The 19366-nt window shown below is 58.0% G+C and carries 24 protein-coding genes; 12 read left to right on the top strand and 12 right to left on the bottom strand.

Annotated features, from left to right (window positions below; translation table 11 throughout):
• The first annotated feature begins 32 nt into the window (after positions 1 to 32).
• A complete protein-coding gene (locus tag ACIOMO_RS00845; protein WP_053121267.1) occupies positions 33 to 629 on the top strand; it encodes a paraquat-inducible protein A in 597 nt (198 codons plus the stop codon).
• Positions 626 to 1315 (top strand): paraquat-inducible protein A, encoded by a 690-nt coding sequence (locus ACIOMO_RS00840; protein ID WP_212551306.1) that lies wholly within the window; start codon positions 626 to 628, stop codon positions 1313 to 1315. The genes ACIOMO_RS00845 and ACIOMO_RS00840 overlap by 4 nt, the downstream gene beginning before the upstream one ends.
• Here the strand turns inward: ACIOMO_RS00840 and ACIOMO_RS00835 are convergent.
• Positions 1248 to 4268 carry an FAD-binding and (Fe-S)-binding domain-containing protein gene (locus ACIOMO_RS00835; protein ID WP_401237513.1) on the bottom strand — a complete coding sequence of 1007 codons (3021 nt, stop codon included), beginning with the start codon at positions 4266 to 4268 and terminating at the stop codon, positions 1248 to 1250. The genes ACIOMO_RS00840 and ACIOMO_RS00835 overlap by 68 nt on opposite strands.
• Before the next feature lie 158 nt (positions 4269 to 4426).
• On the opposite strand from ACIOMO_RS00835, the gene ACIOMO_RS00830 reads away from it, so the two are divergent.
• Complete coding sequence (locus ACIOMO_RS00830) at positions 4427 to 5311, top strand: LysR substrate-binding domain-containing protein (RefSeq protein ID WP_053121272.1); 885 nt, start codon at positions 4427 to 4429, stop codon at positions 5309 to 5311.
• A 261-nt stretch (positions 5312 to 5572) separates the two neighbouring features.
• On the opposite strand, the gene ACIOMO_RS00825 is transcribed toward ACIOMO_RS00830, so the two are convergent.
• Positions 5573 to 6178, bottom strand: coding sequence for a DUF6338 family protein (locus tag ACIOMO_RS00825; protein WP_053121274.1), 606 nt, complete (start codon positions 6176 to 6178; stop codon positions 5573 to 5575).
• 167 nt (positions 6179 to 6345) lie between these two features.
• Complete coding sequence (locus tag ACIOMO_RS00820) at positions 6346 to 7551, bottom strand: NAD(P)/FAD-dependent oxidoreductase (protein ID WP_401237510.1); 1206 nt, start codon at positions 7549 to 7551, stop codon at positions 6346 to 6348.
• 293 nt (positions 7552 to 7844) lie between these two features.
• Here ACIOMO_RS00820 and ACIOMO_RS00815 point away from each other — a divergent pair, with 293 nt between their 5' ends.
• Positions 7845 to 8393: an RrF2 family transcriptional regulator gene (locus tag ACIOMO_RS00815; protein ID WP_401237508.1), complete on the top strand. Its 549-nt coding sequence runs from the start codon at positions 7845 to 7847 to the stop codon at positions 8391 to 8393.
• A 62-nt stretch (positions 8394 to 8455) separates the two neighbouring features.
• On the opposite strand, the gene ACIOMO_RS00810 is transcribed toward ACIOMO_RS00815, so the two are convergent.
• Positions 8456 to 8791, bottom strand: a complete 336-nt coding sequence (locus ACIOMO_RS00810; protein ID WP_053121280.1) for a hypothetical protein — start codon at positions 8789 to 8791, stop codon at positions 8456 to 8458.
• Positions 8792 to 8977: 186 nt separating this feature from the next.
• On the opposite strand from ACIOMO_RS00810, the gene ACIOMO_RS00805 reads away from it, so the two are divergent.
• Positions 8978 to 9217, top strand: coding sequence for a hypothetical protein (locus ACIOMO_RS00805; RefSeq protein WP_053121283.1), 240 nt, complete (start codon positions 8978 to 8980; stop codon positions 9215 to 9217).
• Between the two features lie 109 nt (positions 9218 to 9326).
• Here the strand turns inward: ACIOMO_RS00805 and ACIOMO_RS00800 are convergent, their stop codons facing one another.
• Positions 9327 to 9524 carry a DUF2188 domain-containing protein gene (locus ACIOMO_RS00800; protein ID WP_159814089.1) on the bottom strand — a complete coding sequence of 66 codons (198 nt, stop codon included), beginning with the start codon at positions 9522 to 9524 and terminating at the stop codon, positions 9327 to 9329.
• Positions 9525 to 9734: 210 nt separating this feature from the next.
• Between ACIOMO_RS00800 and ACIOMO_RS00795 the strand changes: the two genes are divergently transcribed.
• Positions 9735 to 10097, top strand: coding sequence for an NUDIX hydrolase (locus ACIOMO_RS00795; RefSeq protein ID WP_159814091.1), 363 nt, complete (start codon positions 9735 to 9737; stop codon positions 10095 to 10097).
• 4 nt (positions 10098 to 10101) lie between these two features.
• Here ACIOMO_RS00795 and ACIOMO_RS00790 read toward each other — a convergent pair whose 3' ends face one another.
• From ACIOMO_RS00790 to ACIOMO_RS00780, 3 genes are all read right to left on the bottom strand, one after another.
• Positions 10102 to 10341 (bottom strand): DUF1652 domain-containing protein, encoded by a 240-nt coding sequence (locus ACIOMO_RS00790; RefSeq protein ID WP_159814094.1) that lies wholly within the window; start codon positions 10339 to 10341, stop codon positions 10102 to 10104.
• 108 nt (positions 10342 to 10449) lie between these two features.
• Positions 10450 to 11349 (bottom strand): polysaccharide deacetylase family protein, encoded by a 900-nt coding sequence (locus ACIOMO_RS00785; RefSeq protein ID WP_401237505.1) that lies wholly within the window; start codon positions 11347 to 11349, stop codon positions 10450 to 10452.
• A 131-nt stretch (positions 11350 to 11480) separates the two neighbouring features.
• Positions 11481 to 12428, bottom strand: a complete 948-nt coding sequence (locus ACIOMO_RS00780; protein WP_401237503.1) for an ABC transporter substrate-binding protein — start codon at positions 12426 to 12428, stop codon at positions 11481 to 11483.
• A gap of 296 nt (positions 12429 to 12724) precedes the next feature.
• Between ACIOMO_RS00780 and ACIOMO_RS00775 the strand changes: the two genes are divergently transcribed.
• The 4 genes from ACIOMO_RS00775 to ACIOMO_RS00760 all read left to right on the top strand — a co-directional run bounded on the left by ACIOMO_RS00775 (position 12725) and on the right by ACIOMO_RS00760 (position 15953).
• Positions 12725 to 13711: an aliphatic sulfonate ABC transporter substrate-binding protein gene (locus ACIOMO_RS00775; protein ID WP_401237501.1), complete on the top strand. Its 987-nt coding sequence runs from the start codon at positions 12725 to 12727 to the stop codon at positions 13709 to 13711.
• A 61-nt stretch (positions 13712 to 13772) separates the two neighbouring features.
• The gene (locus tag ACIOMO_RS00770) at positions 13773 to 14615 is read left to right on the top strand and encodes an ABC transporter permease (protein ID WP_401237499.1); all 843 of its coding nucleotides are present in this window, start codon (positions 13773 to 13775) and stop codon (positions 14613 to 14615) included.
• Positions 14616 to 14662: 47 nt separating this feature from the next.
• On the top strand, positions 14663 to 15343 hold the full coding sequence (locus tag ACIOMO_RS00765; RefSeq protein ID WP_401237497.1) for an SOS response-associated peptidase: 681 nt from the start codon (positions 14663 to 14665) through the stop codon (positions 15341 to 15343).
• Between the two features lie 337 nt (positions 15344 to 15680).
• On the top strand, positions 15681 to 15953 hold the full coding sequence (locus ACIOMO_RS00760; protein ID WP_053121300.1) for a hypothetical protein: 273 nt from the start codon (positions 15681 to 15683) through the stop codon (positions 15951 to 15953).
• A 42-nt stretch (positions 15954 to 15995) separates the two neighbouring features.
• Here the strand turns inward: ACIOMO_RS00760 and ACIOMO_RS00755 are convergent, their stop codons facing one another.
• The 3 genes from ACIOMO_RS00755 to ACIOMO_RS00745 form a co-directional block, all read right to left on the bottom strand.
• Entirely contained in the window at positions 15996 to 16142 is a 147-nt protein-coding gene (locus tag ACIOMO_RS00755) for a hypothetical protein (protein WP_401237494.1), read from the bottom strand.
• Between the two features lie 63 nt (positions 16143 to 16205).
• On the bottom strand, positions 16206 to 16517 hold the full coding sequence (locus ACIOMO_RS00750; protein WP_172680124.1) for an AzlD domain-containing protein: 312 nt from the start codon (positions 16515 to 16517) through the stop codon (positions 16206 to 16208).
• The gene (locus ACIOMO_RS00745) at positions 16517 to 17215 is read right to left on the bottom strand and encodes an AzlC family ABC transporter permease (protein WP_159814107.1); all 699 of its coding nucleotides are present in this window, start codon (positions 17213 to 17215) and stop codon (positions 16517 to 16519) included. Before ACIOMO_RS00745 ends, ACIOMO_RS00750 begins: the two co-directional genes overlap by 1 nt.
• A gap of 194 nt (positions 17216 to 17409) precedes the next feature.
• On the opposite strand from ACIOMO_RS00745, the gene ACIOMO_RS00740 reads away from it, so the two are divergent.
• Together ACIOMO_RS00740 and ACIOMO_RS00735 are read left to right on the top strand one after the other, a co-directional pair.
• Positions 17410 to 18345, top strand: a complete 936-nt coding sequence (locus tag ACIOMO_RS00740) for a sensor domain-containing diguanylate cyclase (RefSeq protein WP_159814148.1) — start codon at positions 17410 to 17412, stop codon at positions 18343 to 18345.
• 51 nt (positions 18346 to 18396) lie between these two features.
• Complete coding sequence (locus ACIOMO_RS00735; protein ID WP_053121305.1) at positions 18397 to 18777, top strand: DUF2784 domain-containing protein; 381 nt, start codon at positions 18397 to 18399, stop codon at positions 18775 to 18777.
• Here ACIOMO_RS00735 and ACIOMO_RS00730 read toward each other — a convergent pair.
• Positions 18774 to 19301: a DUF3087 family protein gene (locus ACIOMO_RS00730; protein ID WP_401237492.1), complete on the bottom strand. Its 528-nt coding sequence runs from the start codon at positions 19299 to 19301 to the stop codon at positions 18774 to 18776. The two genes, ACIOMO_RS00735 and ACIOMO_RS00730, sit on opposite strands and share 4 nt — an antisense overlap.
• Between the last annotated feature and the right edge of the window lie 65 nt (positions 19302 to 19366).

Below are 19366 nucleotides of genomic sequence, written 5' to 3'. Positions count from 1 at the left end.
CTGCCCCTGCGGCCTGCTGTCGAGCGTTGTCCATGGTCAACCCCGAAACCCTGATCATCTGCGAGCATTGCGACTGTGTGTATGAAAAAGTCGCGCTCGCCAAACACCAGAAAACCCTCTGCGTACGTTGCGGCGGTGTGCTGCAGCGCTTCAATGGTCTGAGCGTTGAGCAGCGTCTGGCGCTGACGTTCACCGCTGCAATGCTGTGGCTGTTCGCCAATTTCTACCCGGTCATGAGCATCAGCCTGCAAGGCCTGAAAAACAGCGCGACGCTGTGGGATTCGGTGCTCGCGCTGAGTCAGGGCCCCATCACGTTTATTGCGATGGTCGCGGCGATTGCCATCATCATCGCCCCGGCGTTTCAACTGGTGCTGCTGGTCTGGGTGCTGAGTTACGCGATGCGCTCGCAACGTGCGCCGGGCTTCAAGGTTTGCATGCGCTGGCTGGAAACGTTGCGCCCGTGGAGCATGCTCGAAGTCTGCCTGTTGGGCGCAATGGTCGCGGTGTTCAAACTCGCCGGATTGCTTGACGTGTTGCCCGGCATCGGCCTGTTCGCACTCGCCGCGCTGAGCCTGATGATGATCCGTATTGCCGGCCGCGACATTCGCGATCTCTGGGACATTCTATGAAGCGACCACCGACCGCCACCGAACTCAATCTGTGTCTGTGCCACAGCTGTGGGCTGGCCTGTGACATGACTGACGAGCCGCACGAGTGCCCGCGTTGCGACGCCCCGTTGCATCGGCGCAAAACCAATTCAATGGCGCGCACCTGGGCTTACATGCTCGCGGCGTTGGCGTTCTATGTCCCGGCCAATTTGCTGCCGGTGATGAACACCACCATGCTCGGCAACGGCGCCGACAGCACGATCATGAGCGGCGTGCTGGAGTTCTGGGAGGCCGGTGCCTGGGACATCGCGCTGATCATTTTCATCGCCAGTATTGCCGTGCCGGGGATCAAATTCGTTGCCCTGACTTTGCTGCTGGTCACCGTGCAACGCGACAGCGACTGGGCGCGCAAGGAGCGCTCGAAGCTGTACCGTTTCGTCGAGCTGATCGGCTATTGGTCGATGCTCGACGTATTGGTCGTCGCGCTGGTTGCGGCGTTGGTGAAGTTTCAGGCGCTCGGTGATATCGAACCACGACCGGGCATTCTGTTTTTCGGCCTGGTCGTGGTCTTCACCATGCTCGCGGCGATGAGTTTCGACCCGCGCATGATCTGGCGTAACGCCCCGGACGACGCAGACCTCAACCGCGCAGAACCTGCAGCAACACCTGCAACGGATGGCGCAGTGCCCGATCCGACTGGCGCTTGACCTGGCTGCGGCACGAATAACCGGTGGCCAGCGCCTCGCCCTGCTCCACCGGCGCCTCGACCTGACGCGCCCATGATTGCTCGTAAATCACCGCCGACGTTTCGCGGTTGCGCGCTTCGTGACCGTAAGTGCCGGACATCCCGCAGCAGCCAGTAGCCTGCGTCGCCAGTTGCAATCCCGCCCGCTCAAACAATTGCTCCCACTGACGGGTGGCGGCCGGGGCGTTGGTTTTCTCGGTGCAATGCGCGAGCAAGCGGAACGCTTCGCCACGTTTCTTTTGCTCGGGCATGACCTTGAGCAACCATTCCTGCATCAGCGCCACTTCGGGGCAGTCCTGCATGCCGGGCACCTTCAGGTATTCCTGGCGATAGACCAGAGTCATCGCCGGATCAAGTCCCACCAGCGGCACGCCGATTTGCGCCAACTCACCGAGCTGGCGGGCATTGCGCAATGCCGCGCGATTAAACGCCGACAAGAAACCCTGCACGTGCAGCGGCTTGCCGTTGGCACTGAACGGCGCGAGGTAAACCTGATAACCGAGACGCGAGATCAACTCGACCAGATCCGCCAACAACGGCGCCTCGAAGTAGCGCGTAAAGGCGTCCTGCACCAACACCACACTGCGTTCACGTTGTGCCTGAGTCAGCGCTGACAGGTTGTCCACCGTCGCCGGCAACACCTGCCAACGGCGCATCGCCGCATGGAAATCAAAACGGCTGAGCAGCGGCACATCAACCATGCCACCGACACGCTCCAGCAAGCCGCGCACCCACGCAGCGCCCATCAAACCGTTGTACAACGCCGGAATCCGCGCCATGTAAGGAATGCTGTACTCCAGCGAAGCAATCAGATAATCCCGCGCCGGGCGCAGATAACGGCTGTGATACAGCTCGAGAAACCGCGAACGAAACTCCGGCACATTGACCTTCACCGGGCACTGTCCCGCGCAGGATTTGCACGCCAGACAACCAGCCATGGCGTCGTAGACCTCGTGGGAGAAATCCTCGGATTGCGCACGGGTGTTGCGCCAGCGCTGCCACAGTGTGCTGAAAAATGCCGGTTTGCGAATCGCGTCAGAGAGCACATCGACACCGGCCTCGCCCTGCAAACGCAGCCACTCACGCACCAGTGAAGCGCGGCCCTTGGGCGACTGCGAACGCTCGCGGGTGGCTTTCCACGAAGGGCACATCGCGTCATCGGGATCGAAGTTGTAGCAGGCGCCGTTGCCGTTGCAATGCATGGCCGCGCCGTAGCTCTGCCAAACCTTTTCGTCGATCTGCCGATCGAATTCACCGCGCAGGGTGACTTCATCGATCTTCAGCAACGCCGCGCCGCTATTCGCCGGGGTGGCAATTTTGCCGGGGTTGAACTGGTTGAACGGATCGAACGCCGCTTTCAGGGCTTGCAGCGCCGGGTACAACTCGCCGAAAAACGCCGGGACGTATTCCGAGCGCAGACCTTTGCCGTGTTCGCCCCACAGCAGACCGCCGTAACGCTGGGTCAACGCCGCGACGCCATCGGACACCGGGCGCACCAGCGCCGCCTGCTGCGGATCCTTCATGTCGAGAATTGGCCGCACGTGCAGTACGCCGGCGTCGACGTGGCCGAACATGCCGTACTGCAAACCGTGGCTGTCGAGCAGGTCGCGCAACTCGGCGATGTACTCGGCCAGGTGTTGCGGCGGCACAGCGGTGTCCTCGACAAACGGTTGCGGCCGCGCTTCGCCGGCAACGTTGCCGAGCAGGCCGACCGCGCGTTTGCGCATGCCGTAAACCTTGTTCACCGCGGCCTGACCGACCGCCAAGGTGTGACCCAAGCGCTCGACGGTCTGGTCGCTGGTCAAGTGTTCGATAAAGCTTTCAACCCGCTGCTGCAGGTCTTCGGGATCGTCGCCGCAGAACTCGACGAGGTTGATCCCCAGCGTCGGCCGCTCAGCGCTTTCAGGAAAGTATTCAGCGACGCCGTGCCAGACGATGTCCTGCATCGCCAGCAGCAGAACTTTCGAGTCGACCGTTTCGATCGACAACGGCTTGAGCGCCATCAGTGCACGGGCATCGCGCAGCGCGTCCATGAACCCGGCGTAGCGGATGTTGACCAGCATCGTGTGCTTGGGAATCGGCAGCACATTGAGCCGCGCCTCGACGACAAAACCCAGCGAACCTTCCGCGCCGCAGAGCACGCTGTTGAGGTTGAAACGGTTGTCCGCCTCACGCAGGTGCGCCAAGTCATAACCGGTCAGGCAGCGATTGAGATCGGGAAAGCGTTCCCGGATCAGTTCACCCTGCTCATCAATGATCTGCCGCGCACAGCGATAGACTTCACCGACGCGATCTTCGCGGGCACACAGCGCTGCAAACTCGCTTTCTTCCAGCGGCTGGCCGTGCAAGCGTTCGCCGCCACGCAGGATCATGTCGAGTTCGAGCACATGATCGCGGGTCTTGCCGTAGGTGCAACTGCCCTGGCCGCTGGCGTCGGTGTTGATCATGCCGCCGACGGTGGCGCGGTTGGAGGTCGACAATTCCGGCGCGAAAAACAGCCCGGCGGATTTCAGCGCGGCGTTGAGTTGATCCTTGACCACACCGGCCTGCACGCGCACCCAGCGCTGCTCAACGTTGATTTCCAGAATACGGTTCATGTGCCGCGACAGGTCGACGACGATGCCATCGGTCAGCGATTGGCCGTTGGTGCCGGTGCCGCCGCCACGCGGGGTGATCACCACTTGCTGATACGCCGGTTCGGCAATCAGTCGTGCGACTCGCGCCACATCCTCGGCATCCATCGGAAATACCGCCGCTTGCGGCAGACGCTGATAGATCGAGTTATCGGTCGCCAACACCACGCGATTGGCGTAATCGGCGCTGATTTTCCCACGAAAGCCGCTGGCCTTCAGGGCTTTGAGGAACTGCTGATAATCAGTGGTCAGGGCTTTGGCGGGGGACAGCTGGGCAATCATCGGTCAGGTTATCTCGGTCAAAATCAGGCTATGTGGCGGTGAACAGTTGTACGCAACGAATGATTGCGTCAGGCTCCGCCATCTAATGGTGCCCATGTTCATTGCTGACCGACGCTGGGACAACCGTAAATTCGACCCGCTATTGATGACTTTTACGAATGAATCCGCGCACGCTCACCCCTTCCATGTCGTTATTGCTGGCCTTTGAGGCAGCAGCGCGCCACGAAAGCTACACCCGCGCCGCCCATGAGCTGTCGCTGACACAGAGTGCGGTCAGCCGTCAGGTGCAGATTCTTGAGAAGATGCTCGGCATGCGCCTGTTCAGCCGTGAGGGCCGCAAAGTGGTGCTGACCGATGTCGGGCGCATGTATCAGCGTGAACTCTCGGAGGCACTCGGACAGATTCGCAGCGCGACGTTGCAGGCGATGGCGTTCGGTTCGGGCATTCACAGTTTGCGCCTGGCGACGTTGCCGACGTTTGGCTCGAAATGGCTGCTGCCGCGCCTCAAGGATTTCTACACAGCGCACCCAGGCATGACCGTGCATTTGCATTCGCGCATCGAAGCGATCGACTTTGATACCAGCGAAATCGACGCCGCGATTTGTGTGGGTGGCGGGGAGTGGCCGGGGTTGACCGCCCTGCCCCTGCATACCGAAGAACTGGTGGTAATTGCGAGCGCGCAGTTATCGAAGGCCGAGCGCGATGACGCCGAAGCGCACATCGCGGGGCAACTGCTGCTCAATGTCAGCAGTAATGCGCAGGCGTGGACGGAATGGTTCAGCCATCACAGCCTGCCGCACCGCAGCATGCGCATCGGGCCGAGTTTTGAAATGACCTCGCATTTGATTCAGGCGGTGCGAGCGAATATTGGCGTAGGGCTGGTGCCGCGGATTCTGGTGGAAGAGGAACTGTTGAAGGGTGAATTGCTGCAGTTGGGCGAGCCGATTACCAGTCGGCGCAGCTATTACCTGGTGTATCCGCCGCGTAATGAGACGTTGCCATCGTTGAAGGCGTTTCGGGATTGGTTGGTGGAGACACTTTGAGGTGAGGTGATGTCAGTCACGCAGCCTTCGCGAGCAAGCCCGCTCCCACAGGGAGATGCATTCCAAAATGTGGGAGCGGGCTTGCTCGCGAAGAGGCCGGCCCTCACACCCTATAATCCGCGGCATGACGCAATTGGCGGGGTCACCCCTTCAGCGGCGGCGGGCCACTAGGCGCCTTGGGCAGCGCATTCGCCACCGGCTTGCCATCCTTTGTATAACGACGCGCCACCCACTCTGGCATTGGTTGCGGTGCTCTGGCTGTCATAGCGAACTCTCCAATTTCGGGCCGAACTCGACCCACTTGACCTTGCCGGAATCTATCAGCAAATACTCGGCGCCAAAAGGCACCTCTGTTCCATCGGCGTCCAGCCAACAGGGGTTTTGCATCACAAACTGGCCGCTATTGGATTCCGGCGGCCACTCCACCGGCCAGCCAAAAACGCGCCTTTCATCGGTCAAGTGCAGGGTGACAAGGCGATGGTGCTGGGCAAAAATGCTGAACCATTCACTGGGGTAGGAAGTTTGTTTCGTGACGTTTCTACTGCGCAGCCAACTGTGCAATTGGTCATTGGTTGCCAGATAACAGGAAAGCAACCCCAAGGTTATCGACACGACAAAAGCCCACACCGTCTCAGCCCTCGCATCCCATTGCCCTACAGAAAATCCCTTCGCGCCAACCCATAAACAGACAGATCCAACCCCCAACACAGCCCCTTGAATCACAAAAGTAAAAATCAGCGCCTGCACAATCTGCCCGAACGTATCCGGACGCTTGAACGCCGTCAGCGAGTAGAAAATCCACGCTGACAGGAATCCGGGGATCAAATACTGCAACAACGGAATAACTTCTTTGACCAGATCATCCATGATCCGAGGCTCCTTGAAAGACATGCAGGCCCATTCATAGCCCCGCGATCCAAAGCCTAGTCGACGCAGAAAATACGCCCACCCCCAACTGTCACATCTCGTTGCGCGCTTTTGCGGCAGGCAAAAAAATCCCGCTTTTGTAAGCGGAATTTTTTACAGGCTCAGAATTACGCAACCACAGGAATCATCGGATCCGCCGCCGCCAGCGCACTCACACGATCAGCCGCTGGCGGATAAATCCACTGGGTGTTGATCTGCGTCTTCAGGGTTTTGCCTTCCTGCTTGACCAGTTTCACCTGGCGATCCCAGCCCTCGGTGTACACCGCGCCCCAGGCGCCGAGATCCAGACAGGTCACGTATTTCGGCTGGCTATACGGCGTCGGGTCGATACCGAGAATCTGCGCAGCGACGTTGTTGCCAGCATGACGACCCAATGAAATCGCGTGCTGGCAGGTCATCAGCGCGAAATTGCCGAGGTGGTCGGTGGCGGCGTAGGCGACATCGCCGGTGGCAAAAATATCGTCCTGACCGATGACTTTCAGGTTCGCATCAACGTGCAGGCGACCTTGTTTATCGCGTTCGGCAGGGATCTGCTCGGTCAACGAACTGGCGCGCACGCCGGTCGTCCAGACCACGGTTTTTGCCGCAATGTGTTGACCGTCCGACAGCGTCACGCCATTGGCATCGACCGACTGCACCGAGACACCCAGACGCCATTCAACGCCCAGCTCTTCACTCGCCTCAAGGATGGAATGGCTGATTTCTTCACCCATTGCGGCGCCGATCTTCTGCCCGCGATCAATGATGATCACGTGGATATCGGTTTCCTCGCCGAGAATCTCGCGTAGACGCCCTGGCATTTCAGTCGCGGTTTCAATGCCGGTGAATCCACCGCCCGCGACCACCACGGTATTGCGCGCCTTGCTTGACGGTTGGTCTCTGAGGGATTTCAGATGGGTTTCCAGACGCATGGCCGCTTCGATCTGGTCAACGTCAAACGCATGCTGAGCAACACCCGGCGTGGCCGATTGTGCCAGACCGCTGCCGGAAGCCAGCACCAGTTTGTCGAAGTGGAAGACTTGTTGCTGCCCGGCCGTATCGGTGTAGCCAACGGTTTTCGCTGCGACATCGATGGTGTTCGCGGCGCCTTTGATGAAGTGAACGCCGACTGCTTCGAACAGTTCACCCAGCGGTGCCGCCAGTTGATGAGCATTCGGTTCGTAGAAACGCGGACGTACACGCAGCTCGGCTTGCGGGGCCAGAACGCTGATTTCAACATCATCACGCCCCTGCAGATCGACCAGACGTGTTGCGCTCAATGCCGACCACATACCGCCAAAACCTGCGCCGATAACCAGAATCTGCTGCTTCATTGTGTTTCTCCAGAAAAAGCCAAGCCGTTGAAAGAGGTGAAACGAATTTCGCCGGAGGCCCGTCGTCGCCACTCCGATAGCGCCGACTGTATTGGTCGGATATAAAACCAACAAGTCAGATTATTCGATTGTTTTGATCGAATAATCTGATCAAGCAGGATGATAAGGATCCGCCAAAAATAGCCATTCTTGTTGCTTTCAAGCACATAAAGAACAAAATCAGTCCACGCAGACAGATTGCCGAGCCTCCCTCAGGCTGATAATATTTACGACAACTTAAGTCGGAGATAAAAATGTCTCTTTACAGCGCAGGCGTCGAATACGGCATTCATTGCCTGGCATTTCTGGTGGGCAATGGTGGTGATTCTCGCGAGGCCAGCGTGCGCGACCTCGCCGAGTTGCAAGGCGTGCCGGTGGAATATCTGGCGAAAATCTTCACCAAACTGGCCAAAAGCAAACTGGTGGTGGCCAGTGAAGGCGTGCGCGGAGGGTTCAGCCTGGCGCGACCGGCGGATGAAATCACCCTGCTCGACATCGTCAACGCCATCGATGGACGCAAGAATATTTTCGAATGCCGCGACATCCGGGGGCGTTGCGCCCTGTTTGAAGGCAATCCGCCGGAGTGGGCCATCGAAGGCACCTGCTCGATTCACGGCGCGATGATGACCGCGCAAAAGCGCATGGAAGAGGCACTTGCCCAGCAAACCATTCTCGATATCGCGAGAAAAGTCGGGCGCAAGGCCCCGGCGGAATTCGGCCAGCAAGTGGAAGACTGGATTCAGGATCGCCGAGAGAAGAAAGGCAATGTCGGCACCATCACGCTGACCGACATTACTGACTGACCAAGCGCCCAATAAAAAAGCAGAAACCGAGGTTTCTGCTTTTTTTTCATCCGGGAACGCCGTTACAGGCAGTCACGCACCGATTTGCGCAACGAGCCGGACTTGGCCCAGGGCGGCCCCTGATACAGCGAGACGCGGCTACCGTCCTTGTATTTGACGATATCGAGAATCTCGTCGGCCGTGATGATGCTCGGCGCGGTGATGCGATAACCGTTGGAAATCGACGTTTGCGATGTCTTGGAAACGTCCTGCTGCCACAGCGGCAAAATGCACGCGGCGTAGTCTTTGGGCGTTTTTTCGCTGGTCTTGCTGAGATTGGGTTCACCCGGAACCAGTGACGCCGGCAAGGAGCAACCTGCCAATACCGCCAACGTCAAACTTCCGATCCATATCCGCATGGGTGCTTCTCTAATCTGAAAAAAAGCGAATGTAACGTGTAACTGGTTACACATCCATCGTGGCATTGCGCCGTTGATGCGCTTTCGACAAATTTTCACAACCGCTCAGCTTAATGACAGCATCGCTCCGCCCCACCGGCGAAAATACGACTACTCTTTTTTACCGAGAATGTTCTGGAGGTGATCATGCGGCTCAATGAATACGAACACGAACTTCAACGCGACCTGCAAGCCGTCGCATCGGATCTGAGATGGTCAGCGGTCGACCTCAAACGCATTGCCGAACAATTGCGCAAATCGGGCAACGAGGCTGACGCGCAAACGGTGCTGCGCTCTTGCGAAGTGCTGCAAAGCGACGAAGAGCGACTGCAACTTTATGCCAAGGAAGTGAAGGCACGCGCAATCAGCCGAACCAAAGTCCACTGACACTTGTGGCGAGGGCGCTTGCTCCCGCTGGGTCGCGAAGCGGCCCTCGCTCTTTATCCTAAAAGGGCCTGCTGCGCAGTCCAGCGGGAGCAAGCCCCCTCGCCACGATTCAACTAACGTTGTGACTTTGCGCTTTCACCGAGCGTTTTCTGTAGCCAGGAAGTGCTGCGGCATACGCCAGCGCCTCCTCTCTGCTGGCAAATGACGCCAGTCGGTCACCTTGCGTGCAAACCCGCCAAGGGCCGCTGTTCACGCTGAGTACGTCATAGCCGTTCATGTGCATCTTGTTCAACATGGGCATGCTCATGGGTACCTCCTTTTGCAACACGGTTATTCAGCTTCACGCTTTTAACCTTACACCCTGATTTACTGGAGTGGCCGACCGCCCGGCAGCCAATGATCAGGCACTTTCGATGCAGAACAATACTCAACATCCACAGGGAACCTTTAAACAAAGGCCCGGCTCGAATATTGCAGTTTTATTTCGTTTTTGTGACAACCGGTAAACAGGTAACAGATGAAAGTACGCGCCACCGTCATTTGCGAGCAGGATCGCCATATCCTCCTGGTACGCAAGCCCAGATGTTGCTGGACATTGCCCGGCGGCAAAGTCGAGCCTGGGGAAACCAAAGCCGCTGCGGCTGTGCGCGAATTGCATGAAGAAACCGGGCTGGAAGCCGAAGACGTTTTGTACTTGATGGAGTTACAGAGCGGCCGCACGCAACATCACGTCTACGAGGCCTCGGTGCTGAACATTGAGGAAGTACGTCCACAGAATGAAATCAGCGATTGCATGTGGCATCCGCTGAACGCAGTGCACAACCTGAAAACCAGCGATGCGACGTTGCGCATCGTTCAGGCGTTTCAGCGGCGCTTATGACGGCTTAACCGGCGAAGGCCCGGCGCCCGGCGCTTATTTCCGTGCGCAATTCACCGATGAAGTTGGAAATGTCACGGATGGTGACGAGGTGTTCCGGGGAAACGCCATTGAGCTGCAACTTGATGTCGCCGCTGGCCGGCTCACTCACCTTGATCTGTAGCAGTCCCTGCGTCGAAATGCAGTTGCATGTGAACCCCGGAAACCCGGATTCGACAATGCGGCAAATGTCCGTAATGGCAAGCATGGGGCACGCCTCGCAGGCGATGAGTCGGTCGACCCGTAGAGCATAGATGAGCGTTTTGAAATCCGCCGCCCCGAAAAATGCCAACTCCCTCACATTTTTCAGGCGACTTTAATCAGCATCACGATCCCAGATCCAGTTCCAGATCCCCGGCAAATGCACCGGCTGAGAACTTTGCTGAACCGTGCGTGCCAGCGCGGCTTTTTCCAGTGCTGCGTGATCCACATAAAACGGCTGATCCGCCAGTGGCACGCCTGTCGCCGCCGCACTGTCGAGCAGGATCTGCAGATATTCGCGCGTATGCCGAGCGGTGTAGCGGTTCAGATCATGGAAAGTCACCACCACCGGAATCACACCGTCCACCACCGGAAACTCTCCGTGCGCAATCTGCTCACGCACTTCCGACAACTGCCGCAGCATGTTCGCACGACGCCTCGGACTGGCGTTGAAGCCCCAGATCTTGCCGTCATTGGCGCTTAAATCGGTCAACAACACGTGCAAGCCATGCTGCTGATACGCGGCGAAAGTACGTTTGTCGTAATTCCAGAATGGTGGACGTAGCAGTTTCGGCGGCGCACCGATAATCGCGGCAATGTCTGCCATGCCATTGCTCAACGATTCTTCAAGTTCTTGCGGGCTCAGTGAACGGTGATTGGTGTGCCAGTGGGTCGCAGTGTGGAACGCGAGAATATGACCGTCATCGTGTTCGCGACGCATGATGCCGCGACCGATATCGCTGTTACCGGCCCTCGGTGCGCGGGTCTGCACGAAGAACACTGCTTTGATGCCCGGCTGAATCGGGTTGTCTTTGAGGCTATCGAGCAACGTCGCCGACGGATTCCAGAAACTTGAAGCACTGGGGCCATCATCGAAGGTCAGCAAAAAACGCACCGGCGCCTGCGCTTTCAGCTGTGTTTCGGTCTGCGCGGTCAATTCGATGGGCGCGGCAATGCAGCCAGCCAGCCCGAAAGCGATGGCCGCAGCACAGAATATTTTGAATAGCGATGTCATGTTTTGCCTTGAGCCCGACCGCTGCCGTCATGTTGTCGATTGGCAAAACTCCCTCGCCCTTATCCATCCCTGCGCTCCGATCCGCGAGCCGAGGTTGGATAAGGTACACAGGGTTTGGTTCCGGCGCTTGCTCAGTGCGCCAACGCTTGCTGAAACGAGGTGTCGATAATGCCGGCGGTGGCCAGTGGCGTCGGCAGTGCCTTGACCTTGAACAGGAAGTCCGCAGTGCTTTGCAGATCCGTCGCTGCCTGCTGATCAACCGGGCCGACCGTCATGTGCGCCTGGCGCAACCAGTGCCGCGAAACCTGTTGATCGAGATTGGCCTTCTTCGCCCAGAGGTCGGCGTACTCATCGGTATGACTGTCGACCCACGCCCGCGCCAGTTTCAAACGCCCGAGGAAATCGGCGATGGCTTCACGTTTACTGTCGATCGACGGTGTCGACGCGGCGATGGCACTGAGCCCCGGCATCAGGTTTTTCGCGGTCAGAATCGGTCGCGCGCCGGAGAACACGATCTGTTGGGAAATGTACGGTTCCCACACCGGGAACGCGTCGATGCTGCCTTGCGGCAACGCGGCGGCTGCATCGATCGGCATCAGTTTGACAAAATCGACGTAGTTCTCCGGCAGACCGCCCTGCTCCAGCGCGCGCAAGGTCAACTGCTGACTCCAGGCACCGGGCCAATAGGCGACTTTTTTACCCTTCAGATCAGCGATGGTTTTCACCGGGGAATCTTTCGGCACCAGCAACGCAATAGTGTCGGGGTTTTGCCGCGACACGCCGATCAGCTTTACCGGCGCCTGCTTGGCTGCCAGAAATAGAAAGCCTGAATCACCTAAAAAGCCCAGATCCAGCGAGCCGGTTTGCAAGGCTTCAGCCAGCGGCGCGGCGGCCTGGAAATGTTTCCAGTCGACCGTATACGGCGCGTCTTTCAACACACCGGACGCTTCAATAGAGGCGCGGATGTTGTAGTAATTCTGATCGCCGATATGCAAGACGACTGGCTCGGCCGCGTAGGAAAGTGGTGAAGCAAACAGTGCCGCAGTCAGCGCACTGCGTAGGAATTGGGAAAGCTTCATGGCAAGTCCTGCAAAGGGGATTTGCATAGACCATAACGCTCTTAATATTCAGTTTTGAAATTCGATTAATGCATAAGCTCATCACTGTCGTTTCCAACTGTTCGCGGCGCAACAGTGGCTCGGCATGCTGTTCACCAGGCAACAGTTCAAAACGAGCAAACCAGCGAAAAACCCAATAAATACGGGCTAAAACGGATATGGCACAGAGCCTGCAATATTCCATTCATGCAGGAAGCATTCGCTAAAAATATCTTTTTGGACATAAGAAATCTGTGCCTTTGCCGGAGCGTTCCCCCATGAAACCGTTCTTCCCGTTCTTTCGAATCAAAACGCTGCTGGCTGCGAGCGCCCTTCTCCTGAGCCTGCAACCGATCGCCCACGCCGCCGAGACCGCGCCGGCCGAAGTGCACCTCGACTACGCTTATTACTCGCCAGTCAGCCTAGTGCTTAAACATTTCGGCTTCCTCGAAAAAGCCTTGCCGCAAACCAAAGTCAGCTGGGTGCTGAGTCAGGGCAGCAACCGGTCATTGGAATACCTCAACAGTGGCGGCGTCGATTTCGCTTCCAGCGCCAGCCTCGCCGCTGTGCTGAGCCGCGCCAACGGCAGCCCGATCAAATCCGTTTACGTGTACAGCCGTGCCGAATGGACAGCGTTGGTAGTGCGCAAAGACTCGCCGTACCAAACCGTTGCCGACCTCAAGGGCAAGAAAATCGCGGCCACCAAAGGCACCGATCCTTACCTGTTCACCCTGCGCAGCCTGCAACAGGCCGGGCTGAAAAAAGATGACGTCGAACTGGTGCACCTGCAACACCCGGACGGCCGCACTGCACTGGAAAAAGGCGACGTCGACGCCTGGGCCGGCCTCGATCCGCACATGGCCGCCAGCCAGGTTCAGGCCGGCTCGCGCTTGCTCTATCGCAACCCTGCCTTTAATAGCTATGGCGTGGTCAGCGTCACCGAGCAGTACGCCAAGGAGCATCCGCAAACCATCGACACCGTGATCAAAGCCTACGAGCAGGCGCGGGAATGGGCGCTGAAAAATCCTGATGAATTCGCCGCCCTCCTCGCCAAAGAATCCGGCCTGCCGCTGGACGTGGCCAAACTGCAACTGTCGCGCACCGACCTGAGCAGCCCGCAACTGACCGCCAACGACGTCAGCGCCTCCAAGGCTGCCGCGCCGATTCTGGTATCGGAAGAACTGGTGCGCCGTGGCGTCAATGTCGATCAAGTCATCGATCAATTGCTCGACAGCGGTGTGCAGCAAGCCGTCGCCCGCCAGTAACTGAACAGACTCACCACGAATCCGCGCCCGTCGCGGATTTGTCGTGAGCGGAGCCCTGATCATGACCAGTCACAGCAAAGACCTGCCCGCGCCACTTGCTCTGTCGCGACGGCAGAAATCCGTTTCCAACCCGGCATGGCAGCGCCGTCTGAAAGGCCTCGCGTTGCCGTTGCTGATCATCGCCGTGCTGGAAATTATCGTACGCATCGGCTGGCTGCCGTCCTACCAGATGCCGGCACCCAGTGAGATCGCCGTGACGCTTACCGACCTTGCCGAAGGTGCGCTGTGGAAACACATCGGCGCCAGCCTGATACGTGTGCTGCTGGGTTTTGCCATTGGTGCGAGCCTGGCGTTGGTGTTCGCCGCGTGGGTCGGTTTGAGCCGCGAAGCCGAGGCTTATCTGGAACCGATGTTCGCCGCGTTGCGTTCGATTCCGAGTCTGGCCTGGGTGCCGCTTTTGCTGCTTTGGCTGGGCATCGACGAGACCTCGAAAATCGTCCTGATCGCCATCGGCGCGTTCTTCCCGGTCTACGTCAACGTAGTCGCGGCGATCCGCAATATCGACCGCAAACTGGTGGAAGTCGGGCGTATCTACGGTTTCAGTCGCTTGCAACTGGTGCGGCGGATTCTGTTGCCCGCCGCCCTGCCCGGCCTGTTCACCGGGCTGCGCAGCGGCATGAGTCTGGCGTGGATGTTTCTTGTCGCTGCCGAACTGATCGCCGCAACCAAAGGCCTGGGTTATTTGCTCAGTGACGGCCGCGAAACCTCGCGTCCCGATATCGTGCTGGCGGCGATCATCGTGCTGGCCTTGCTTGGCAAACTCAGCGATGGCTTGCTCGCAGCGCTCGAACGTCGCTGCCTGAACTGGCGCGACACGTTCACCGGTCAGGGCGCCAAGGATTGAATGACCGTTAGCATCTAAGCTGAAAGCGTCCAACCGGAGGTTCAGCCATGTGCGGAAGACTCTCGCAGTACCGGGGCATCCATGACTTTGTCGCGGTGCTGAGCATTCCCGACGCACTGATCAATCATGTCGGCGATGCTCCACTGGCGCATTACAACGCGGCGCCGACCACGTCGCTGGCGATTCTTCATCAACACGAACAGCAGATTTACGCCGATAGCCTGCGCTGGGGCTGGCGTCCGCATTGGGCCAAGGATCGCGCCGCGCCGATCAATGCGCGGGTCGAGAAAGTCGCCCATGGGCCGTTCTTCCGGGCCATCTGGAAACAGCGCCTGATCGTGCCGGTCGACAACTGGTTTGAGTGGGTCGATGCCGAGGATAAAACCCGACAACCCTGGCTGATTCGTCGGGCGGATCATGGGCCGGTTTTCTGTGCTGCCATCGGGCAATTTCCTACACCAGAAAAACCGGCGCGGGACGACGATGGTTTCGTGATCATCACCGCCGACAGTGCTGGCGGGATGATCGATATTCATGATCGCCGCCCCGTGGTATTCCGCGCTGACTTAGTGCGCGAATGGCTGGATCCAGCGACACCGGATGAACGCGCTGAGCAAATGTTGCTGTTCGAAGGGGAAAGCAGTGAAGCATTCGAATGGCACAAAGTCGGCAAAGCGGTCGGCAACGTACGCAATCAGGGGCCCAGCTTGATCATCCAGCAGCCCTAAACATCTACCATAGCCGTACGTCTATCCATGTAGGAGCTGCCGAAGGCTGCGATCTTTTGATGTTGATTTATAAAAACCAAATCAAAAGATCGCAGCCTTCGCCAGCTCCTACAGGTGATTCCATATCTTTACAAAGGCTGTTTCACGCTTGAGACAGGCTCTGTAAAACAGTCGTTTGAGCGAACTAACCGCTTGTCTGACATTTCGATCGTCATACATACATTTTCCAGCGCTAAAGCTAGCATGCGCGCCGCCTTCCGATTGGTATACCAATTGACCAAAGAGTCAATAAATCAGGAATCCACTAAAACATTTACAAGCCTTGCAGAGAAATAAGTTGCGCGACGATTTTGCAATCAAACAGGTCGGTGGCCTGGAGTGTGTCTATCTGTCGATGACAGAACGCTTTGAACTCGACTGTTTTATCGGCCACTACATCAAGACCCGAAACCTGCGTGATGTCCCGAATATTGATCGCATCCTGCGCACCACCCTCGAAGGGTATCCCGGCCACCCGCCGGTGATGGTCAACGAGCTCAATGCCTGGATCGACCGAACCTTGGGCTATCGGGCCTCACACCCCGATTTCACGCAGTTGGAAGATCTGTAAAACCACGAAAAAGCCCCTTGAATCAAGGGGCTTTTTTTTGGATCAAAATTTGCGATCAGGATCCGACAAGTCCCTGCCTTCATCGCGTTTCCACGTTTGTTCCTTGTGCTTCTCGCGTTCGATCTCTTCTTCGGTCGGTTCGTCTGTGTCATCTTCATCCCGTTGCGGATGTTCTTGCTCAGTCGCCATGCCCACCTCCTGTCACAAGTAAACGGTCATCCTTACAGCGTAGAACAGATTCGCTCAGGCTACTTACAACCACCAACGCAACAAAAAGAAGAACGCCATGCTTAACAACATGCTGAGCAAAGTGTTGCGTGTGGCTAGAACAAGGCCAATAGCCACCAATGAACTAAGCAGGTAAGGATTGTCCCACTGCAGATTCAATTGTTTGTCCGGCATGAATACGATTGGCCCGCAGATCGCGGTGAGCATTCCCGGTACGGCAAAACCGAGAAACTGCCGCGCGTTGCTGCTCAGGCGCACCGGCAAACGCGGCTCGAGAAACACGTAACGGTTGAGGAACACCAGAATCCCCATGCCGAAAATCACTGCCCAAACCATCATGTGCGCTCCCGATACAGCTTGTTGCAGATAAATCCTGCGGTCATTCCCGCCAGCCCCGACAACACCAGCGCCGAGCCCCACTGCCAATAACTGAACAGCACCGAACAAAACAGCGACACTGCCACGCACACCACCGTCGGTACGTTACGCACCACCGGTGTGATCAGGGCGATGAAAGTGGCGGCAATCGAGAAGTCCAGGCCCAGATGTTCAAGCCCCGGAATGCTGCTGCCGAGGACGATGCCGGCCAGCGTGAACAGATTCCAGGCGATGTAAAACGTCAGGCCCACACCCAGCGCATACCAGCGATTGAACTGCTGGCGATCGTGTTGACTGGTCAAGGCAAACAGCTCATCGGTGAGCAAAAAACCCAGGCCGATCCGCCAGCGTCCCGGTAACGGCGAAATCACCGAACGCATGCTCATGCCGTAAAGCAAATGCTGTGAGGTCAGCAAAACCGTGGTCAGCAGAATCGAGAAAATCCCCGCGCCGCCCTTGAGCATGCCAATCGCCACCAGTTGCGCGGCACCGGCAAACACAATGCTCGACAAGCCCTGCCCTTGCAGCGGCGTGAGATTGGCTTCGATCGCCATGGAGCCGGCCAGCAGCCCCCAAGGCGCCGTTGCCAGTGATAACGGCATGATCGCCACAGCGCCGCGAAGAAACGCACTGCGCGGTAAAAGTGAGTCAGACATAACGCCCTTCAACCAGAGAAACGGCCGAAGACTGTGCCAGCAAACGCTGCTTTTTGGCTTGAACAATCTTGCGCACTTGTGGGAAATCGGCCCGAGTCAGCCGTTCATCGGCCAACTGCTTGCAACGCCTCAATGCTAGCAACATGCTGGCGCTGGATTTTTCCGTTGAAGACTTTTCCGAGACCGTGCCCGCCATGACCGCCATCGACAGCGACGTGTACAAGACCCTGCTGGAATCGACCAAAGCCATTCCGTGGCGAATCGACTGGGCAACCATGACCTTCAGCTACATCGGCCCACAGATCGAAACCTTGCTTGGCTGGCAGCAAAACAGTTGGGTCGGGGTCAACGACTGGGTCGAACGCATGCACCCGGACGATCGCGATTACGTGGTGGAATTCTGTGTTTCGCAGTCACGCGCCGGCGTCGATCATGAAGCCGATTACCGTGCGCTGACCAGCACTGGCGAGTACGTGTGGATCCGCGATGTCGTGCACGTGGTGCGCAAGGACGGTGAAGTCGAGGCGCTGGTGGGGTTCATGTTCGACATCAGCGAGCGCAAAAAAACCGAAGAACACCTGATCCGCCTGCAAAAGCAGCTGGAAGAATATTCGTTTCAGGACGGGCTCACCGGGATCGCCAATCGGCGCATGTTCGATACCGTGCTCGAACGCGAATGGGCCACCGCGCAACGCAGTGGTTTGCCGCTGTCGTTGCTGATCCTCGATATCGATTATTTCAAGCAGTACAACGACCATTACGGCCACATCAAGGGCGACGAATGCCTGCGTCAGGTCGCGAAGACGTTATCGCTGGCAGCCAATCGGCCACGGGACTTTATTGCGCGGATTGGCGGCGAAGAATTCGTCTGGCTGCTGCCGGAAACCGATGCAGAGTCGGCACGGCTGGTGGCGCACAAATGCCTGCACCTGATCCGCCAGCAACAGATCGCTCATGAGCATTCGGCGGTGTCGCCGCTGGTCACCTTGAGTCTCGGGGTTGGCACCACGCAAGTCGCCGTCGGCAGCGATCCGCTGCACTTCGTCGAACAGGTCGACAAGTTGCTGTATCAGGCCAAACACAACGGACGGATGCGCGCCGAGTTCGCCGATTTTCGCACTGACGTGTAAGCACCCGAGCGGCGTAAGATAGCGCATTCGCAAACACGTCAGGGAGACGACATGCTCTACCGAATCGCAGCCGACGGGCTGGTGCTATTTCATTTGTGCTTTATTTTGTTCGTGCTGTTTGGCGGGTTGCTGGTGCTCAAGTGGCCACGAGTGATGTGGCTGCATTTGCCAGCGGCGGCCTGGGGCGTGGCGGTCGAGGTATTGCACCTGACCTGCCCGCTGACCTACTGGGAAAACCTGATGCGCCACGCTGCCGGGCAGACCGAATACGCCGGCGGTTTTATCGAGCATTACGTCTGGCCGATCATCTACCCGGCCGGGCTCACTCCACAGATTCAACTGGCGCTGGGCAGCGTGGTGCTGGCGGTCAATCTGCTGGTCTACGGTCGCCTGTTCCGCGCATGGAAACTGCGCAGCAAGCACGCGCTTTAACGCGACGCTTGCTTCAGATTTTCCAGCCAGGCCGGATCCAGACGCGTCTGCTCGGTATCGATTCCCAGCGTCTGCATCCGCTCTTTATGCGCTTCGACTTCCCGCCACAGTTGCCCATGATCGCTGGAATTGCCGTCCAGTTCATGCATCTGCGTCAGCCCCAGATGATAGAAGCGCAGCACTTTCATCGCCGTCGGATCGTTCTTCTCCACCGCCGCTGTCACTTGATGCATCACATTGGTGATGCTCATCAGGCTGCGCTTGAGCCGCCAGCTATACACCGCTGGGGCCATCCAGCTCTGATTCCAGAAGCGCCCGCGCAGCAGGGCCGCCGTCAGCAGAAACGCCAGAAACACCCCGCCCACGTTAAACCGCAGGTTATCGCCGCCGGGCTCACCGAACAGCGCGACTGCCACGCTGGAAAAAAACATCGCCAGTACCAGGAACAGCACGGCAATGATGATCGTGCTGCGCCGGGTCTGCTGGCGAAAGGTGGCGGCGTCCATCGGCTGAATCTCGAACATCACAAATGACTTCCTTGAGCGACAAAAGGGGCAAACAAAAAAACTCGCCGGCGCATTATCGCCTC

Source organism: Pseudomonas sp. NPDC087804 (genome assembly GCF_044742965.1).
Taxonomy (GTDB): domain Bacteria; phylum Pseudomonadota; class Gammaproteobacteria; order Pseudomonadales; family Pseudomonadaceae; genus Aquipseudomonas; species Aquipseudomonas rustica.
Note: the sequence above shows the minus strand (reverse complement) of the source record. Positions and strands in the feature narration are given on the sequence as shown.

What these genes read in the sequence shown, in the direction of transcription:
- ACIOMO_RS00845 (WP_053121267.1), top strand. Translation starts at nt 33, where the DNA reads ATGGTCAACCCCGAAACCCTGATCATCTGCGAGCATTGCGACTGTGTG.
- ACIOMO_RS00840 (WP_212551306.1), top strand. Translation starts at nt 626, where the DNA reads ATGAAGCGACCACCGACCGCCACCGAACTCAATCTGTGTCTGTGCCAC.
- ACIOMO_RS00835 (WP_401237513.1), bottom strand. Translation starts at nt 4,268, where the DNA reads ATGATTGCCCAGCTGTCCCCCGCCAAAGCCCTGACCACTGATTATCAG.
- ACIOMO_RS00830 (WP_053121272.1), top strand. Translation starts at nt 4,427, where the DNA reads ATGAATCCGCGCACGCTCACCCCTTCCATGTCGTTATTGCTGGCCTTT.
- ACIOMO_RS00825 (WP_053121274.1), bottom strand. Translation starts at nt 6,178, where the DNA reads ATGGATGATCTGGTCAAAGAAGTTATTCCGTTGTTGCAGTATTTGATC.
- ACIOMO_RS00820 (WP_401237510.1), bottom strand. Translation starts at nt 7,551, where the DNA reads ATGAAGCAGCAGATTCTGGTTATCGGCGCAGGTTTTGGCGGTATGTGG.
- ACIOMO_RS00815 (WP_401237508.1), top strand. Translation starts at nt 7,845, where the DNA reads ATGTCTCTTTACAGCGCAGGCGTCGAATACGGCATTCATTGCCTGGCA.
- ACIOMO_RS00810 (WP_053121280.1), bottom strand. Translation starts at nt 8,791, where the DNA reads ATGCGGATATGGATCGGAAGTTTGACGTTGGCGGTATTGGCAGGTTGC.
- ACIOMO_RS00805 (WP_053121283.1), top strand. Translation starts at nt 8,978, where the DNA reads ATGCGGCTCAATGAATACGAACACGAACTTCAACGCGACCTGCAAGCC.
- ACIOMO_RS00800 (WP_159814089.1), bottom strand. Translation starts at nt 9,524, where the DNA reads ATGAGCATGCCCATGTTGAACAAGATGCACATGAACGGCTATGACGTA.
- ACIOMO_RS00795 (WP_159814091.1), top strand. Translation starts at nt 9,735, where the DNA reads ATGAAAGTACGCGCCACCGTCATTTGCGAGCAGGATCGCCATATCCTC.
- ACIOMO_RS00790 (WP_159814094.1), bottom strand. Translation starts at nt 10,341, where the DNA reads ATGCTTGCCATTACGGACATTTGCCGCATTGTCGAATCCGGGTTTCCG.
- ACIOMO_RS00785 (WP_401237505.1), bottom strand. Translation starts at nt 11,349, where the DNA reads ATGACATCGCTATTCAAAATATTCTGTGCTGCGGCCATCGCTTTCGGG.
- ACIOMO_RS00780 (WP_401237503.1), bottom strand. Translation starts at nt 12,428, where the DNA reads ATGAAGCTTTCCCAATTCCTACGCAGTGCGCTGACTGCGGCACTGTTT.
- ACIOMO_RS00775 (WP_401237501.1), top strand. Translation starts at nt 12,725, where the DNA reads ATGAAACCGTTCTTCCCGTTCTTTCGAATCAAAACGCTGCTGGCTGCG.
- ACIOMO_RS00770 (WP_401237499.1), top strand. Translation starts at nt 13,773, where the DNA reads ATGACCAGTCACAGCAAAGACCTGCCCGCGCCACTTGCTCTGTCGCGA.
- ACIOMO_RS00765 (WP_401237497.1), top strand. Translation starts at nt 14,663, where the DNA reads ATGTGCGGAAGACTCTCGCAGTACCGGGGCATCCATGACTTTGTCGCG.
- ACIOMO_RS00755 (WP_401237494.1), bottom strand. Translation starts at nt 16,142, where the DNA reads ATGGCGACTGAGCAAGAACATCCGCAACGGGATGAAGATGACACAGAC.
- ACIOMO_RS00750 (WP_172680124.1), bottom strand. Translation starts at nt 16,517, where the DNA reads ATGGTTTGGGCAGTGATTTTCGGCATGGGGATTCTGGTGTTCCTCAAC.
- ACIOMO_RS00745 (WP_159814107.1), bottom strand. Translation starts at nt 17,215, where the DNA reads ATGTCTGACTCACTTTTACCGCGCAGTGCGTTTCTTCGCGGCGCTGTG.
- ACIOMO_RS00740 (WP_159814148.1), top strand. Translation starts at nt 17,410, where the DNA reads ATGACCGCCATCGACAGCGACGTGTACAAGACCCTGCTGGAATCGACC.
- ACIOMO_RS00735 (WP_053121305.1), top strand. Translation starts at nt 18,397, where the DNA reads ATGCTCTACCGAATCGCAGCCGACGGGCTGGTGCTATTTCATTTGTGC.
- ACIOMO_RS00730 (WP_401237492.1), bottom strand. Translation starts at nt 19,301, where the DNA reads ATGTTCGAGATTCAGCCGATGGACGCCGCCACCTTTCGCCAGCAGACC.